The organism is Stenotrophomonas sp. STEN009 (assembly GCF_056760395.1).
The window spans coordinates 13,493-29,125 of the sequence record NZ_JBRRES010000007.1; the positions used below are offsets into that span (position 1 = coordinate 13,493).

General features: G+C 67.2%; 14 protein-coding genes. 5 read left to right on the forward strand and 9 right to left on the reverse strand.

Annotated elements, in window-relative coordinates:
• Positions 1–12: 12 nt before the first annotated feature.
• From ACVOMM_RS04855 to prmB, 5 genes are all read right to left on the reverse strand, one after another.
• Positions 13–1,929 (reverse strand): motility hub landmark protein FimV, encoded by a 1,917-nt coding sequence (locus tag ACVOMM_RS04855; protein WP_481504835.1) that lies wholly within the window; start codon positions 1,927–1,929, stop codon positions 13–15.
• A gap of 70 nt (positions 1,930–1,999) precedes the next feature.
• On the reverse strand, positions 2,000–3,028 hold the full coding sequence (locus ACVOMM_RS04860; RefSeq protein WP_053516858.1) for an aspartate-semialdehyde dehydrogenase: 1,029 nt from the start codon (positions 3,026–3,028) through the stop codon (positions 2,000–2,002).
• An 89-nt stretch (positions 3,029–3,117) separates the two neighbouring features.
• A complete protein-coding gene (locus ACVOMM_RS04865) occupies positions 3,118–4,155 on the reverse strand; it encodes a 2-hydroxyacid dehydrogenase (protein ID WP_481525939.1) in 1,038 nt (345 codons plus the stop codon).
• Positions 4,148–5,251: a chorismate synthase gene (gene aroC, locus ACVOMM_RS04870; RefSeq protein WP_053516854.1), complete on the reverse strand. Its 1,104-nt coding sequence runs from the start codon at positions 5,249–5,251 to the stop codon at positions 4,148–4,150. The genes ACVOMM_RS04865 and aroC overlap by 8 nt, the downstream gene beginning before the upstream one ends.
• Entirely contained in the window at positions 5,248–6,177 is a 930-nt protein-coding gene (gene prmB / locus ACVOMM_RS04875) for a 50S ribosomal protein L3 N(5)-glutamine methyltransferase (RefSeq protein ID WP_053516852.1), read from the reverse strand. The genes aroC and prmB overlap by 4 nt, the downstream gene beginning before the upstream one ends.
• 122 nt (positions 6,178–6,299) lie before the next feature.
• Here prmB and ACVOMM_RS04880 point away from each other — a divergent pair, with 122 nt between their 5' ends.
• Positions 6,300–6,950, forward strand: coding sequence for an SCO family protein (locus ACVOMM_RS04880; RefSeq protein WP_065174897.1), 651 nt, complete (start codon positions 6,300–6,302; stop codon positions 6,948–6,950).
• Complete coding sequence (gene asd / locus ACVOMM_RS04885; protein ID WP_481525940.1) at positions 6,947–7,789, forward strand: archaetidylserine decarboxylase; 843 nt, start codon at positions 6,947–6,949, stop codon at positions 7,787–7,789. Before ACVOMM_RS04880 ends, asd begins: the two co-directional genes overlap by 4 nt.
• Positions 7,790–7,850: 61 nt before the next feature.
• Here asd and ACVOMM_RS04890 read toward each other — a convergent pair whose 3' ends face one another.
• Both ACVOMM_RS04890 and ACVOMM_RS04895 read right to left on the reverse strand, forming a co-directional pair.
• On the reverse strand, positions 7,851–8,198 hold the full coding sequence (locus ACVOMM_RS04890) for a ribonuclease E inhibitor RraB (RefSeq protein ID WP_164152032.1): 348 nt from the start codon (positions 8,196–8,198) through the stop codon (positions 7,851–7,853).
• Positions 8,199–8,221: 23 nt separating this feature from the next.
• On the reverse strand, positions 8,222–9,832 hold the full coding sequence (locus ACVOMM_RS04895) for a transglycosylase SLT domain-containing protein (protein WP_445394225.1): 1,611 nt from the start codon (positions 9,830–9,832) through the stop codon (positions 8,222–8,224).
• A gap of 123 nt (positions 9,833–9,955) precedes the next feature.
• Between ACVOMM_RS04895 and ACVOMM_RS04900 the strand changes: the two genes are divergently transcribed.
• Positions 9,956–11,461: a helicase HerA-like domain-containing protein gene (locus ACVOMM_RS04900; protein WP_053516846.1), complete on the forward strand. Its 1,506-nt coding sequence runs from the start codon at positions 9,956–9,958 to the stop codon at positions 11,459–11,461.
• A 35-nt stretch (positions 11,462–11,496) separates the two neighbouring features.
• Entirely contained in the window at positions 11,497–12,003 is a 507-nt protein-coding gene (gene greB / locus ACVOMM_RS04905) for a transcription elongation factor GreB (protein WP_053516845.1), read from the forward strand.
• Positions 12,004–12,055: 52 nt separating this feature from the next.
• On the opposite strand, the gene ACVOMM_RS04910 is transcribed toward greB, so the two are convergent.
• Positions 12,056–12,883 carry a DUF3025 domain-containing protein gene (locus ACVOMM_RS04910; RefSeq protein ID WP_481525941.1) on the reverse strand — a complete coding sequence of 276 codons (828 nt, stop codon included), beginning with the start codon at positions 12,881–12,883 and terminating at the stop codon, positions 12,056–12,058.
• A 2-nt stretch (positions 12,884–12,885) separates the two neighbouring features.
• The gene (rimO, locus tag ACVOMM_RS04915; protein WP_053516842.1) at positions 12,886–14,247 is read right to left on the reverse strand and encodes a 30S ribosomal protein S12 methylthiotransferase RimO; all 1,362 of its coding nucleotides are present in this window, start codon (positions 14,245–14,247) and stop codon (positions 12,886–12,888) included.
• A 746-nt stretch (positions 14,248–14,993) separates the two neighbouring features.
• Between rimO and ACVOMM_RS04920 the strand changes: the two genes are divergently transcribed.
• A complete protein-coding gene (locus tag ACVOMM_RS04920) occupies positions 14,994–15,263 on the forward strand; it encodes a hypothetical protein (protein ID WP_460255890.1) in 270 nt (89 codons plus the stop codon).
• Positions 15,264–15,633: the final 370 nt, after the last annotated feature.

A 15,633-nucleotide genomic window follows, 5' to 3' on the forward strand; every position in this document is an offset into this window, starting at 1 on the left:
CGAAGGTATCGGTCACGGCAGCCGGGCCAGCAGCTCGCGCGCCTGCGCCTGGCAGTCCGGGTCGCCCCCTTCGGCAACCTCCAGCAGCAGGGTACGCGCGGTCTGTGCGTCGCCCAGATCCAGGTAGGCGATCGCCAGTTCCAGGCGTTCCTGCCCGGCGCGGGGCGACCATGTGTCGCCGGCATCCTCCACCGACGGGGCGTCGTTGTCCTGCAGATCGGCGGGCAGGTCGAACACGCCGCGGAACTGCGGCTGCTGCTCGGCATGCAGCGCGTAGTCCGGGACCGAAACCCCGGAATCGGCTTCCTGGGCCGTCGGCCGGCCAACACCCCTCTCGTCCACCGGTTCGTCCCAGCGCGGCAGGTCGGTCACGGGTTCCGGCAACGGTGCCTCGTCCTTGCCATCGCCCGACGGCTGCCCGTCCGTGCCGCCCGATCCGTCTTCGGATCGGGCGTCGGCGATCGTCGCCCAGGCCGGCATCGCCGGCTCCTGGCGCCCGCTGTCGGCATCGGCGGTAGACCACGCAGACTGCTCGGCCAGCGTATCAAGCGCCGCACCGGCCGGCACGGCCGCCGCCAGAGCTGCGGCATCGTCCTCCTCGCGCAGCGGCGGCAGCGGCGATGGCTTGCGACGGCGCAGCAACCATGCGGCGCCTGCCAGCACCAGCAGCACCGGCAGTCCCAGCCAGTACCACGGCGTTCCGGCGTCACGCGCGCCCGGCGCCTGTGCCAGCCGTTGCTGAGCCGCCGCCAGGTCGTTGTCCTTCATCGCGATCAGCGACTGCTGTTGTGCCTTCAGCGTTTCCAGTTCGGCCACACGCTGTTTCAGCTCGCCGATCTCGGCATCGCGGGTGGCGATGTCCTCGCGCGCCTGGCGAAGTTGTTCGTTGCCCAGCATGTCACCCTCGCTGCCGGCTCCGGTGCCGGTGGTTGTGCCCGCGTGCGCGGCGTCGGACGCCAGCGCCGGGGCGATCTCAAGTCGTGCCCCGGCCGCGGCGGCCGGAGAAGTGGCCCGCGCAGCGACCGCAGGTGCAGGAACGCCTGCCGGCTGCGGCACGGTACGCGCCTGCCGCCACTGCGCGGCGTGTTCGCGGACCAGGGCACCGGCTTCGGCCGCATCCACCGCCGCCAGCGCGTCACTGCCGGGCATGCGCAGTACCGCACCCTGTTTGAGCAGGTTGATGTTGCCCCGGATGAAGGCCTCGGGATTGGCACGCAGCAGCGCAATCATCGCCCGGTCGCGGCTGACCTGGTTGCCGCGGGCGACCGCGCTGGCGATCTGCGACAAGGTCTGCCCGCGCTGCACGGTGATGCTGCCATCGGCAGCCGGCGGCAACGACGGTGCAGCGGCAGCGCGCGGACGCACCGGTGCAGCCGCCGTGGTCGCACTGGCCGGCGTCCCGCCCTGTGCAGGCGCCGGTACCGCCGCCTCGGCGGGCGGATCGCGGGCGATGGTATTGGAGAGCGTGCCCGCCGGTGCGACGATTTCCGGTTCCGCCACGGCCAGCGCGCTGGAGGGCGCATCGATCAGGGCCGAATACTCGCGCACCAACCGTCCCTGCCCCCAGTCGGCCTCGACCAGGAAGCTCAGCGACGGCGTCTCCACCGGCATCTGCGAGGTGACCCGCACCACGGCCCGCCCCTGCGCATTGCGGGTCAGCTCGAACTGGAGCTCGCCCACCAGGCCGGTCGGCTGTTGCAGGCCGACACGTTCGAACGTGGCTGGCGATGCCAGCGCCACGCGCAGATTCTCCAGCTCCGAAGGATCGGCGGACACCACCGGAATCTCCGCCAGCAGCGGCTGACCGGGTCTGGACAGGACGCGGATGTCGCCCAGCCCCAGCGCGAACACCGGACTGCTGGCCAGAGCCAGCAGTGCGGCAGACAGATAGGTGAGCGGGCGCGATGCGCCCTTGGCCCGTTTATTCATGGGCGACACTATAAAGCGTGCGGACCGGGGTCCGCACGCACAGAGCAGCCCAGGGCGCCCGGGCTGTCGATCAACGCTGCTCGGCAGCGACCAGCTCTGCCAGCTGCACCGCGTTCAGGGCTGCGCCCTTGCGCACGTTGTCCGACACGATCCACAGATTGAGGCCACGCGGATGCGACAGATCCTCGCGGATGCGGCCGACGTACACCGCATCGGTGCCCGATGCGTGGGTGACCGGCGTCGGATAGCCGCCGGCTTCATGGCGGTCGACCACCTCGATGCCGGGCGACTGTTCAAGCAGCGCACGGGCCTCGGCCACGGTGACCTTGTCGCGGGTCTCGATCGCCACCGACTCGGAATGGCCGTAGAACACCGGCACGCGCACCGCGGTCGGGTTCACCAGGATGCTGTCGTCGCCCAGGATCTTGCGGGTTTCCCACACCAGCTTCATTTCTTCCTTGGTGAAGCCGTTGTCCTGGAAGTCGTCGATGTGCGGGATCAGGTTGAAGGCGATCTGCACCGGGAAACGCTGCGGATCGATCTCCTGGAAACTCAGCAGCTGGCCGGTCTGCTTGCCCAGCTCCTCCAGTGCGGAGCGTCCACCGCCGGACACCGACTGATAGGTGGAGACGTTGATGCGCTCGATGCCATAGCGACGATGCAGCGGCGCCAGCGCGACCAGCATCTGCATGGTCGAGCAGTTGGGGTTGGCGATGATGCCGCGCGGACGATTGCCGATCTGGTCCGGATTGACCTCCGATACCACCAGCGGCACGTCATCGTCGTAACGGAAGGCCGAGGAGTTGTCGATCACCACCGCACCGGCGGCGGCGAACTTCGGTGCGTACTCCTTGGAGACGCTGCCACCTGCGGAGAACAGGGCGATCTCCACACCCTTCGGATCGAAGCTCGCCAGGTCCTGGATCCTGACCTTCTCGCCGTTGAACTCGACCTCACCACCGGCCGAACGCTCGGAGGCAAGCAGGCTCAGGGTTCCGACCGGGAAACCGCGCTCGGCCAAGATGGCCAGCATGGTCTCGCCGACGGCGCCGGTGGCACCGACGATGGCGACATGGAAGCGGCGTTGTGCATTGCTCATGGGGGAACTCTCAAGAAAACGGATGGGAAAAATTCACGCACGACAGCTGGGTTCGGGGAACCTCCTCGGACGGAACGCGCGGAGGCTCCCTATCGTTTCCCGTTTTTTTTGCCCAGGGCGGCACGTGCGGCCAGCGCCGCGTCGGCATTGATCGCGCTCGGCATGTGCGCCGGCCCGCCGGCCAGGCCGAGCGCGGCCAGCAGGTTGTCCACGGCCCGCTGCACCATCGCCGTACGCGTGGCCAGCGAAGCGCTGCCGATGTGCGGGGTCAGCACGACGTTGCGCAGCGCCAGCAGTTCCGGGCGTACGGCCGGCTCGCCTTCGTAGACGTCCAGCCCGGCAGCGGCCAGGCGCCCATGGGCCAGTGCATCGGCCAGCGCTGTTTCGTCGACCAGGCCTCCGCGCGCGATGTTCACCAGCGTGGCCGTCGGTTTCATCTTCGCCAGCGCAGCGGCGTCGATCAGGTGGTGCGAGGCCGGGGTGTAAGGCAGCACGAGCACCAGATGGTCGGACTGCGCCAGCAGCGTATCCAGATCGACATAAGCGGCACCGACTGCTGCTTCGGCATCTGCTGGCAGTCGCGAGCGGTTGTGGTACAGCACCTTCATGCCGAAACCATGCGCGCCGCGACGGGCGATGCCCTGGCCGATCCGCCCCATGCCGAGAATGCCCAGGGTGCTGCCGTGGATGTCGGCACCGAGCATGGTCTGGAACGACCATTGCTGCCAGTGCCCTTCACGCAGCCAGCGCTCGGATTCGGTGATCCGGCGCGCGGCGGCCATCAGCAGTGCGAAGCCCAGATCGGCGGTGGTCTCGGTAAGCACGTCGGGGGTATTGCTGGCCAGGATGCCCGCCGCGCTGAGCGCGGTCACATCCAGGTTGTTGTAGCCCACGCCGACGTTGGCAACGACCTGCAGCCGCGAGGCATTGGCCAGCTCGGCCGCGCCGATACGCTCGTTGAGGGTGATGATCGCGCCATCGGCGCTGGCCAGTTGTGCGGCGATCTGCTCAGCCGACCACACGGTGACGGCGTCGGTGGTGCGCAGCTGCACGCGATCACGCAGCGGCGCGATGACCGCCTCGATCAGCGGCTGGCTCACCCACACCGTCGGCCGCGTTTCAGCCATCGACCTGCCCGGGAATGCGGGGCGTGATGGTGCCGACATCGCCGCATTGCGCGCGGTGACGCAATGCCTGGTCCATCAGCACCAGCGCCACCATCGCTTCGGCGATCGGCGTGGCGCGGATGCCGACGCAGGGATCATGGCGGCCAGTGGTGACCACTTCGACCACGTTGCCGGCGGTGTCCAGCGATGGGCCCGGCAGGCGCAGGCTGGAGGTCGGCTTCAACACCATCGACGCAACCACCGGCTGGCCGGTGGAAATGCCGCCCAGGATGCCGCCCGCGTGATTGCTGGCGAAACCCTGCGGGGTCAGCAGGTCACGATGTTCGGTGCCCTTCTGGGCCGCGCTGGCGAACCCGTCGCCGATCTCCACGCCCTTGACCGCGTTGATGCTCATCAGCGCCGCCGCAAGCTCGCCATCGAGCTTGCCGTAGATCGGCTCGCCCCAGCCCGGGGGCACGTTGTCGGCAACCACGTCCACGCGCGCGCCGACCGAATCGCCGGACTTGCGCAGCGCATCCATGTACGCCTCCAGCTCCGGCACCTGCGCGGCGTGCGGCCAGAAGAACGGATTGTCTTCCACCGCCGACCAGTCGAAACCTGCAGGAGTGATCCCGCCCAGCTGCGACAGATACCCGCGCACGGTGACGCCGAAGCGCTCGGCCAACCACTTCTTGGCGACCACGCCCGCGGCCACGCGCATGGTGGTCTCGCGCGCCGAGGAACGGCCACCGCCCCGCGGATCGCGGATGCCGTACTTGTGCCAGTAGCTGTAGTCGGCATGGCCCGGCCGGAACTGCTGGCCGATGTTCGCGTAGTCCTTGCTGCGCTGATCGGTGTTGCGGATCAGCAGCGCGATCGGCGTGCCGGTGGTCAGGCCCTCGTACACGCCGGACAGGATCTCGACCTCATCGGCCTCGCGCCGCGCCGACGTGTGCCGGCTCTTGCCGGTGGCACGGCGCTGCAGATCGTGGGCAAACTCGGCCGCGTCCAGCGCCAGCCCGGGCGGACAGCCATCGATCACGCAGCCGATGGCCGGCCCGTGCGACTCGCCGAACGTGGTGACGGTGAACAGCTTGCCGAACGAATTGGAGCTCACGGCCGTTGCGCCGCCAGTTCGGTGATGCGGGCGCTGTGGGCGATCAGCTCGCGGCATTCGACCGCGAAAATGCCCATCTGCCCGACCTTGAACTCGATCCAGGCGAAGTCCACTTCCGGCAGCAGCTTGACCAGGTGCTGCTCGGACTCGCCCACTTCGCAGATCAGCAGGCCGTCCTCGCTCAGGTGCAGCGGCGCATCGCGCAGGATCTTCAGCACCAGGTCCAGGCCGTCATCGCCGGCACGCAGGCCCATTTCCGGCTCGTAGGAATATTCCTGCGGCAGGGCATCGGTCTCGTCGTTGGTGACGTACGGCGGGTTGGTGACGATCAGGTCGTAATGGCGGCCGGTCAGGCCACTGAACAGGTCGGACTTGATCAGCGTGACGTTGTGCGCCTGCAGGCGCTCCTTGTTCTCTTCGGCCAGCGACAGTGCGTCGTCGCTCAGGTCCACGCCGTCCACCTCCCAGTTCGGGTAATAGTGGCCCATGGCGATGGCGATGCAGCCCGAACCCGTGCACAGATCCAGCGCGCGGCTGACGTCGCGGCCGGCCAGCCATGGTTCGAAACCACACTCGATCAGCTCGGCGATCGGCGAACGCGGCACCAGGGCGCGCGCGTCGCTCTTGAAGCTCAGGCCGGCGAACCACGCCTCGCCAGTCAGGTAGGCGGCCGGGATACGTTCGTCGATGCGGCGCTGGAACAGCTCCAGCACCCGCACCTTCTCCTCCTGCAGCAACCGCGCCTGGCCATACGCCGGGCCCAGGTCATGCGGCAGGTGCAGGCTGTGCAGCACCAGTTGGGTCGCTTCGTCCAGGGCGTTGTCGTAGCTGTGCCCGAAGGTCAGCCCGGCGGCGTTGAAACGGCTGGTGCCGTAGCGGATCAGGTCGATGATCGTGTGGAGTTCGGCGGCCGTTTCAGCGGTCATGGCGGTACTGCGGGCAAAGTGGCCCCCGATTATAGGGGCTGGCGCCTGCGCCGGCATCCGTTGCGACGGAAACGATCAGGCCGCAGCCGGTATGATGGGGACCACTTCGCGCGGGGGCTCCCATGTTCAATCGCAACGTCGGCATCATCCTGCTGATCGCCCTGGCGGCGGGCCTGGGCCTGCTCGCCGCGCAGCAGGTCTTTGCTCCGAAGCCCCCGGCCGGCCAGCCGGCCACCGAAGCGATCACCCTGTACCCGCAGCCGCGCGAGCTGCCCGACTTCAACCTGGCCCAGTCCGATGGCACGCGGCTCATTCCGGGCGAGCTGAAGGGCCATTGGACCTTGGTGTTCCTGGGGTTCACCTTCTGCCCCGACGTGTGCCCGACCACCCTGGCCGAACTGGCCGGTGCGCAGCAGCAGTGGGAAGCACTGCCCGACGGGCTGCGTCCGCGGGTGCTGTTCGTCTCCGTCGATCCCGAGCGCGACAGCGCCACCCGCCTTGGCGAGTACGCGCACGGCTTCCACAAGGACACCCTGGCGGCCACCGCCGACGTCCCTTCGCTGGAACGCTTCGCCACCGCACTGGGCTTCGTGTTCCAGAAGGTGCCGGGCAAGCATTTCGACGAGAATCCCGAGGATTACACCGTCGAGCACTCGGCCAGCCTGGCCGTGCTCGATCCGCAGGGCCGGCTCGCCGGCCTGGTGCGGCCCCCGTTCAACGCGCCGGCGATCGCCCGCGACCTGCAGAAGCTGACCGAGAAAACCGCCCCATGAGCCTCACCACCGCCCTGACATACGCCCTGCCCCATCGCCTGTTGTCCTCGATGGCGCGCTCGCTGGCGTACTCGGACAACCCGCGCGTGTCGCGCTGGCTGATCGACACCGTCAGCCGCAGGTTCAACGTCAATCTGGACGAAGCCGCCAACCCCGACCCGCGCAGTTACGCCACCTTCAACCAGTTCTTCACCCGTGCGCTGAAACCGGGCGCACGCGTGGCCGATGTCGATCCGCGCACCCTGGTGATGCCGGCCGACGGCCGTGTCAGCCAGCTCGGCAACATCGAGGCCGGCCGCATCTTCCAGGCCAAGGGCCAGTCGTTCACCGCCGCCGAGCTGCTGGGCAGCGCCGAGGACGCCAAACCGTTCAACGACGGCCTGTACGCGACCGTCTACCTGTCCCCGCGCGACTACCACCGTGTGCACATGCCCTGGACCGGCACCCTGCGCGAGACCGTGCATGTGCCAGGCCGCCTTTTCAGCGTGGGTCCGGCCGCCGTGGCAGGCGTGCCACGCCTGTTCGCACGCAACGAGCGCCTAGTCTGCCATTTCGATACCAGCTTCGGCCCGATGGTGAGCGTGATGGTCGGCGCGCTGCTCGTCTCCGGCGTGGAGACAGTGTGGAGCGGTGAGGAGATCCCTCAGTACGGTGACCGCATCACCCGCAAGGACTATCGCGGCCAGGGCATCCGCCTGGAGCGCTTCGCGGAGATGGCACGCTTCAACTATGGCTCGACCGTGGTCGTGCTGCTGCCGCCGGGCGTGGCGGAGTTCGCTCCACACCTGGCGGCGGAGTCACCGGTGCAGCTCGGCCAGGCCCTGGCCACGCTGCGCTGACAATCCCGCCACCGGGTTGCTGCGCAGCGCCGGGCACGCGCCCGGCACTACGCACAGGCCCCTACTGCAGGGTGGGGGCCGGGCCGACGTCCATGCCGTCGTAGTCTTCCACACCCATCTGCGCTGCCAGCGCTGCCAGCTCCTGGTTGCGGCGATCCAGCGACGCTTCGTCGTGGACCTCCACGCGCTCCACATGCAGCACGTGGAACGGCGCGTCCCCCTCGTCCGGCTCCTGCTCGAACACCTCCACCAGGGTGTAGCCCTGCGCCTGCAGATGCGCGGCCAGTGCCTGCAGCGGCTTGGCAGTGGAATGCACGAAGAAATAGCCCCACAGCAGCGGGCCGCTGATGTCCCAGTCGGTGTTTTCGCGCAGATTGGCGAACAGGTTGCGGGTTGCTTCAAGGTCCATGGCAGTTCCAGAGGTCGTGGAGATTACTTTTCGCAGCCCTGCAGCTTCAGCACCTGGCCGTGGCGCAGGCTGTAGGCTGGTGCCTTCAGACCGTTGGCGCGCGCCAGCGTCGACACGTCGCACTGGAATTTGGCCGCGATGCGGCCCAGCGTCTCGCCGCGGCCGACCTTGTAGCTGCGTGCCGGCTTCGGTCGCGCGGCCGGTGCCGGCCGAGGCGCGGCCACTGCCGCCACCGGTGCGGTCGGTACGCTGGTCGAACTGGCCGCATCGGCCACCGGCACCACGCCGCCCACCGCCACGCTGCCGGTGTAGCTGGCAGCGCTTGGCCGCACGATGGCGGCGTTGAGGTCGGCCGTAATCAGGGTGCGCGCCAGGTCGGCACGCGGTCCGCTCACGCAGTTGCGCTGATACAGGCTCGCGATGCGGGTGGTTGCGTTGATCAGGGTGCCGGCCGGAATCCAGCCATCAGCCTCATAACGCGGATTGAGGTTGCGCAGCGCACGCATGTAGCCATCACGGGTGCCGTGGCTGCCCAGGCAGATGGTCAGCTCGTAGATGGTGGTCGAGCGCGCCAGGCGCAGGGTGGCCGGCTGCGCGCTGATCTTCGGGAACTCCACGCCGTACTGCTGGGGGTGCAGGAAGATCCACGCCGCAGCGATCACCATCGGCACGTAATCCTTGGTTTCACCGGGGAACTGGTTGTAGACACGGTCGACCCAGAAGCTCTGCCCCGGGTTCTCGCGCGCCACGCGCAGGGCGCGCCCTTCACCCCCGTTGTACCCGGCCAGCGACAACTCGATGTTGTTGTTGAGCTCGCGCATGCGCTCGTTGAGATAGGTCGCACTGGCTTCAGCAGCGCTGTGGGCATCAAAGCGGGTATCGAACCCGGTGCCGTCCGGACCGAGGCCGAAACGCCGCCCGGTGGCCGGCATGAACTGCATCAGGCCGGCGGCGCCAGCGCGCGAGGACGCATGCACGCGCCCATTGGATTCCTTGGCCATGATGCCGAACAGGAGCGCTTCGGGCAGGCCGCGCTTCTCCCACTCCGGCCACATCACGGCACGCAGGTTCTGGTAGTTCTCGTAGCTGGTCAGCAGCGCCGGACGCATGTCGGTCAGCCAGCGGCGGATGCCGGCCTGGACGGCCGGGTTGTACTCGACCATGTTGTCGAAGGCGTGCCGCTTGTCGTTGAGCAGTGCCGCTGCGCGTGCGGCTTCCGGCACGTCGGCGGTCAACGGACCGATATGGTCGGGGTCGGCTTCCAGCCGCTCGGCGGGCAGTTCACCGCCCTCGTCTTCCGCGGCCGCATCGGCATCGCGCTTGAGCAGGCGCTTGTAGGTGGCCAGCATGTTGCTCATCTGACAACCCTTCTGCTTCACGCACTCACTGATGACATCCTCCATGTCCTCCAGCGCCGCGTCGGCCTCGTTGCTGCCCTTGGGGTCGGCGTTGGCCACCAGCAGCAGCGCATCGCTGTAACGCTTCTCGGCAGCCGTCATGCGCTGCTGCAGGGCATCTACCTTCACTTTGTCCCGGGCGGAAACCCGCTGGGCGTGGGCATCGGGGGCCAGGGAAACCAGGCCAGCCAGGGCCAGCAGCGGCCAGGTGCGGGAAATCAGGACAGGAACGGGCATTTTTGGCACTGTGTGCGAAACAGGCAGGCAGAGTAGCGGCGCCGCCAAGGTCGGGGCAAGCCGACCTTCGGGCCGTCATCGCTGCCGGTTAACATTGGGCGCATTCACCACAAGGGCTGGACCATGGATCCGATTCTGCTCGGCAAAGGCATCACCGACGATGTGGCCGTTACCCTGCTGCCGAAACTGGGCAACCGCCACGGGCTGGTGGCGGGCGCCACCGGCACCGGCAAGACCGTGACCCTGATGACCCTGGCCGAAGGATTCTCGCGGCTCGGGGTTCCGGTGTTCCTCGCCGATGTGAAGGGCGACGTGTCCGGCCTGGCCGTGCCCGGCACGGGCAGCGAAGCGCTGCTGAAGCGCGCTGCGGACATCGGCGTGGCCGACTATGCGCCAGCGGGCAGCCCGGCCATCTTCTGGGACCTGTACGGAAAACTCGGCCACCCGGTGCGCACCACCGTCAGCGAGATGGGGCCGACCCTGCTCGCGCGCATCCTCGAATTGAATGACACCCAGGCCGGCGTGCTGGACATCGTGTTCAAGCTGGCCGACGACCGCGGCCTGCTGTTGCTGGACATGGATGATCTGCGGGCCCTGCTCGGCCTGGTCGCCGAAGAGCGCAAGGACATTTCCACCGAGTACGGACTGGTCAGCGCGCAGTCGATCGCAGCGATCCAGCGTGCCGTGCTGCGGCTGGCGCAGGACGGCGGTGAGAACTTCTTCGGCGAGCCGGCACTGGAACTGGCCGATATCATGCGGGTCAATCACGACGGCCGCGGTGTGATCGGCATCCTCGCCGCCGACCAGCTGGTGCTCAAGCCCAAGCTGTACTCGACCTTCCTGCTCTGGCTGCTGTCGGAACTGTTCGAACAGCTGCCGGAAGTGGGCGACCTCGACAAGCCCAAGCTGGTGTTCATCTTCGACGAGGCCCACCTGCTGTTCGACGATGCGCCTTCCTCGCTGGTGCAGCGCATCGAGCAGGTGGTGCGACTGATCCGCTCCAAGGGCGTGGGCGTGTACTTCTGCTCGCAGTTCCCCGACGACGTGCCCTCCAACATCCTGGGCCAGCTCGGCAACCGCGTGCAGCACGCGCTGCGGGCCTTCACGCCGCGCGACCAGAAGGCGGTCAGGACCGCCGCCGAAACCTTCGTGCCGAACCCGAAGCTGGATGTCGCCAAGGTGCTGAGCCAGCTCGGCACCGGTGAAGCACTGGTTTCCACGTTGCAGGACAAGGGCGTGCCGATGCCGGTCCAGCAGACGATGATCGCGCCGCCCCGCTGCCGGATGGGGCCGGTCACCGAGGCCGAGCGCGCACAGGTGCGTGCCGGCAGCCCGGTCGGCAGCCGCTACGACACGGCGGTCAACCGTGAATCGGCCGCCGAGCTGCTGGCCCAGCGGGCGCAGAAGAGCGTGGAGCAGGCCCAGACCCCGGCCGCGCGCAGCCGCGAGCAGGACGAGGCACAGGAAGGTGGATTCGGCCAGGCGATCAAGGATGCGATCTTCGGCACCAAGCGTCGCCAGGGCATGATTGAAACCATGGCCAAGCAGACCACGCGCACGGTCGGGACCAAGCTGGGCAACCAGATCGTGCGCGGCATCCTGGGCGGCATCTTCGGCGGCAAGCGCTGAGGCCCTTTCGTATTCCTGAGAAGAAGCTGTATTACATGTCCCGTTGGCGTCCGCCCGCAGAGAAAAGCACCGCCCTGATCACCGCCGCCGGCCACGCCCGGCTGAAAGCCGAGCTGGACGACCTGTGGCGGGTACGCCGGCCCGAGGTGGTGAAGGCGCTGGCCGCTGCCGCCGCCGAGGGCGACCGCTCGGAGAACGCCGAGTACACCTACCGCAAGAAGCAGCTGGGTGAAATCGACCGCCGCGTGCGCTACCTGACCAAGCGGCTCGAATCGCTGCGCGTGGTCGATACCACGCCGACCGATCCACAAGCGGTGTTCTTCGGTGCATGGATCGAACTGGAGAACATCGACAGTGGTGAGACCAGCCGTTACCGCATCGTTGGGCCGGATGAAACCGACGCCGGCCTGGGCTGGATCAGCATCGACTCGCCGCTGGCGCGGGCCGTGCTGAAGAAGCGCCTGGACGATGAATTCTCGGTGGAACTGCCGGGCGGCCGGTTCACCTTCGCGGTGATCAGCGTCGAGTACCCGTCTTCGTAACACCGAGCCCTCCCGGCGTTGCTGTCAATCCAGCGCCGGGCATGGCCCGGCGCTACCGGGGCAAGAGCGGCGGCGGGTACAGGCGGCCCTGCCGCAGCGGGCGGAAGTAGTCGGCGTTGCCATGGAAGGCGGCGTCCTGCTGCGGGTACCAGCCGGGGATTCCGGCCAGTGGCAGCGGGCGCAGCTGCAGCGGATCGGTCACCGTCGCGCCCTGCTCGATCGCCCGGGCCACGGTCTCGATGCAGGCACCCTCATCATCGCCGCGCACCACCACGCACTTGCCGACCAGCAGGCGCCCCGGCAGCAACGCCTGTTCCATCAGTGCATGGCCGAACACCGCGGCGATGGTGATGCGACCGGCCTGCCAGTGCGGCGGCGCGAACAGCATCGGCCAATCGTGGGCGTCCCACGCAGCGATCAGCGCATCGTCCTGGACGCACACGATCACGCCGGTCTCGTCGAACTGGGTCAGCGCCGCCTGCGCGCGATTGCGTTGACCGTTTGGCATCGTGGCGACATGCAGGCATTGCCGCCTGTTGAGCGCGTGCTTCAGCTGCGGGTGACACGCCCACACCAGTGCATTGAACAGATCGTGCCAGCTCGCCGCACGGGTGGCGATACGCCCCTGCGCGATGCGCGTTTCGTAGTGCAGGCCATCGGCCAGCAACGCTGCATCCTGCTCGACCAGTCGCCGCCCGCGCAACGCCAGCCGCGCATCCAGCTCGGCAACGGTCGGCCAGCGGTCGCCGGACAGAAGATCGCGGAAGGCACGCACCCGGGCAAACAGCGGATGATCGAACACCGCCGGGTCCACCGCCGCGCGCGGCGGAGGCACGAATCGCCGAGGGCTGCCAGCGTGGCCGGCAGTACCCTCGGCCATGATCAGAGCACCTTCAGGTCGAAGGCCGGGCGCGTGGTCGGCGGCAGCGCGTCGCCATACAGATCGTGTTCGTCGCTCTCGGTGATTTCCACGTTGATGAATTCGCCTACGCGCAGCGGCACCTGGTCGGCATTCTGGATATGCACCAGTCCATCGATTTCCGGTGCATCGGCCCTGGAACGGGCCACGGCGATGTCACCTTCGATGGCATCGACCAGGCACTGCTGCACCGTGCCGATCTTGGCCTCCAGACGTGCGGCCGAGATCTGTGCCTGCTTTTCCATGAAGCGCGCCAGGCGCTCCTGCTTCACCTCTTCCGGGACAGGGTCCGGAAGAGCGTTGGCGGTAGCACCCTCGACCGGCGAATACGCGAACGCACCCACGCGGTCCAGCTGCGCCTCATCGAGGAACGACAGCAGCTCCTCGAACTCCGCTTCGGTCTCGCCCGGGAAACCGACGATGAAGGTCGAACGCACGGTGATGTCCGGCGCGATGCGGCGCCAGTTCTGCACGCGCTCCAGCGTCTTTTCCACCGCACCGGGGCGCTTCATCAGTCGCAGGATACGCGGGCTGGCGTGCTGGAACGGAATGTCCAGGTACGGCAGGATGCGGTTCTCGGCCATCAACGGCACCACGTCATCCACGTGCGGGTACGGGTACACGTAGTGCATGCGCACCCACGCGTCCAGTTCGGACAGGCCCTCGCACAGCGCCTTCAGGCGGGTCTGGTACGCCTTGTCGCGCCACATCTTCTCGGCGTACTTCACGTCCACGCCGTAGGCGGAGGTGTCCTGCGATACCACCAGCAGCTCACGCACACCGCCCCGGACCAGGCGCTCGGCTTCGCGCAGCACTTCATCGACCGGGCGCGAGACCAGCTTGCCGCGCATCGACGGAATGATGCAGAAACTGCACGCGTGGTTGCAGCCTTCGGAAATCTTCAGATAGGCGTAGTGGCGCGGGGTCAGCTTGATGCCGTAGTCGGGCACCAGGTCCACGAACGGATCATGCCGGGGCGGTAGCGCCTCATGCACCGCCTCCATCACGCTCTGGTAGTCCTGCGGGCCGGACACCGCCAGCACGTTCGGGTACGCCTCACGGATCTGTTCGGGGCGCTTGCCCAGGCAGCCGGTGACGATGACCTTGCCGTTCTGGTTCATCGCCTCGCCGATGGCGTCCAGCGACTCCGTCACCGCCGAGTCGATGAAGCCGCAGGTGTTGACCACCACCACGTCGGCCGAGTCATAGGACGGGACGATGTCGTATCCCTCCGACCGCAGCTGGGTCAGGATGCGCTCGGAATCGACAAGGGCCTTCGGGCAGCCAAGGCTGACGAAGCCGACTTTGGGGTTCAGCTGGGACATGGAATCGCGGGACTCTGGGGGCCTGGGCCCCTGCCGGAGTGGCAGGGGTTCCTGGGGGCCGGGGCCTGAAAGGGCGCCAGTATACCGGGGTTGAGGGCCGCGCTCTGAACGGCCCTGGGGTGTACTGAGGGGAGCGTCCCGGATTCGGCCCCACGTGCCATCTCCATCAGCGGGGTACCCGTGAACGCGTCAAGGCCCCCGGCGGCTTGAGCTGGAACTCCGGCTCGACCCGGCGGAACGCGCTGCGAAGGCTCGACGCTCACGGAGCGGCAATCGTCTCACGGTCCACCGTCGCCACGGCCGCACGGGAGCGTTGATTGCGACATCAATAGACGTTGATTGGTCCGTTGTTTGTTGGGCCCGCGTATTCATCGCTCGCGGAGGTCATGCGGCGCCTGTAGATTTCCCTGCCAACGAATTCTGGAAACGAGCAGTTCCCACCGAATTGAAATTGACTCCGATTGGCGCACTCCCACTTGGCGCCAATGCAAAAACGTAATACCCCGCCTTGGGCTGCGTCATGTCGCTGGAGGCTGGATTCGAATCCTCCGCCGGATCTGAATCACCCTCACAGGACCAACCAACGACGGCCGACTCGCCAGATATCACGGTTTCGCCACGCCGCACCTTGGAGTTCAGCCTTGGCGTGAGCGAGCTGACTCCTCGACGCAGAGGGCCTGCATGTGGTGGCGGGTGTCTCCTCCCGATATCGTTGTTAGCAACGTCACATCCGCAAGGAACGGGCAATGCCGCGTCGGCCAACCATTTCGTACAACACTGGCCTCGGGGCCGATGGGAAACCAAAGGCAATTACGGCTGATTACTACTTGGCCACGACTCAGGATGTGATGCAGTTCTATTGCTTCGATGAGCCGGCAGAACAGGGCAGCGAGGGCAAATGGGAGCTCATCGATCATTTGGATCGGACGCGTCTACTCGGCGCCGGTGATAAGGCGACGGCCAAGACTTGGGCTAAGCGCCTGGGCCTCAAGTCATGGACCTATGTCCGCGTCTGACCTCTTAGGTGGGCCGCCTGAGTAGGGGCATGGGCCGAACTATCTGGCGAAGCGCTTTGCCTACCTGACGGTGCGAAATCTTTGCAAGTTGAGCGACAGCCGTCAGCTCTATCCATCCAACGCTTGCCCACTTGTACCTCGCCGATAGAGGATGGACTGCGCCATGCGTTTTAGTTGGGGCACTTCTAAAGTTTGCTCGTTGTCGGAAACAGACATCAGGCAAGGGCGGGATTAGGAGGATTTATCGAGGATAGGACGGATGCCCGCTTCTGGCCGATAGCGGACCTGACAACCCGTGTGCGCCGCTAGGCGGCGTTGTTTCCGAAGATACTGTTCCCAATGCAATGCGGCTGGTGGCTAAAGCCGCCAG

Coding starts and splice junctions, on each gene's coding strand:
- ACVOMM_RS04855 (WP_481504835.1), bottom strand. CDS start 1,929: ATGAATAAACGGGCCAAGGGCGCATCGCGCCCGCTCACCTATCTGTCT.
- ACVOMM_RS04860 (WP_053516858.1), bottom strand. CDS start 3,028: ATGAGCAATGCACAACGCCGCTTCCATGTCGCCATCGTCGGTGCCACC.
- ACVOMM_RS04865 (WP_481525939.1), bottom strand. CDS start 4,155: ATGGCTGAAACGCGGCCGACGGTGTGGGTGAGCCAGCCGCTGATCGAG.
- prmB (WP_053516852.1), bottom strand. CDS start 6,177: ATGACCGCTGAAACGGCCGCCGAACTCCACACGATCATCGACCTGATC.
- ACVOMM_RS04880 (WP_065174897.1), top strand. CDS start 6,300: ATGTTCAATCGCAACGTCGGCATCATCCTGCTGATCGCCCTGGCGGCG.
- asd (WP_481525940.1), top strand. CDS start 6,947: ATGAGCCTCACCACCGCCCTGACATACGCCCTGCCCCATCGCCTGTTG.
- ACVOMM_RS04890 (WP_164152032.1), bottom strand. CDS start 8,198: ATGGACCTTGAAGCAACCCGCAACCTGTTCGCCAATCTGCGCGAAAAC.
- ACVOMM_RS04895 (WP_445394225.1), bottom strand. CDS start 9,832: ATGCCCGTTCCTGTCCTGATTTCCCGCACCTGGCCGCTGCTGGCCCTG.
- ACVOMM_RS04900 (WP_053516846.1), top strand. CDS start 9,956: ATGGATCCGATTCTGCTCGGCAAAGGCATCACCGACGATGTGGCCGTT.
- greB (WP_053516845.1), top strand. CDS start 11,497: ATGTCCCGTTGGCGTCCGCCCGCAGAGAAAAGCACCGCCCTGATCACC.
- ACVOMM_RS04910 (WP_481525941.1), bottom strand. CDS start 12,883: ATGGCCGAGGGTACTGCCGGCCACGCTGGCAGCCCTCGGCGATTCGTG.
- rimO (WP_053516842.1), bottom strand. CDS start 14,247: ATGTCCCAGCTGAACCCCAAAGTCGGCTTCGTCAGCCTTGGCTGCCCG.
- ACVOMM_RS04920 (WP_460255890.1), top strand. CDS start 14,994: ATGCCGCGTCGGCCAACCATTTCGTACAACACTGGCCTCGGGGCCGAT.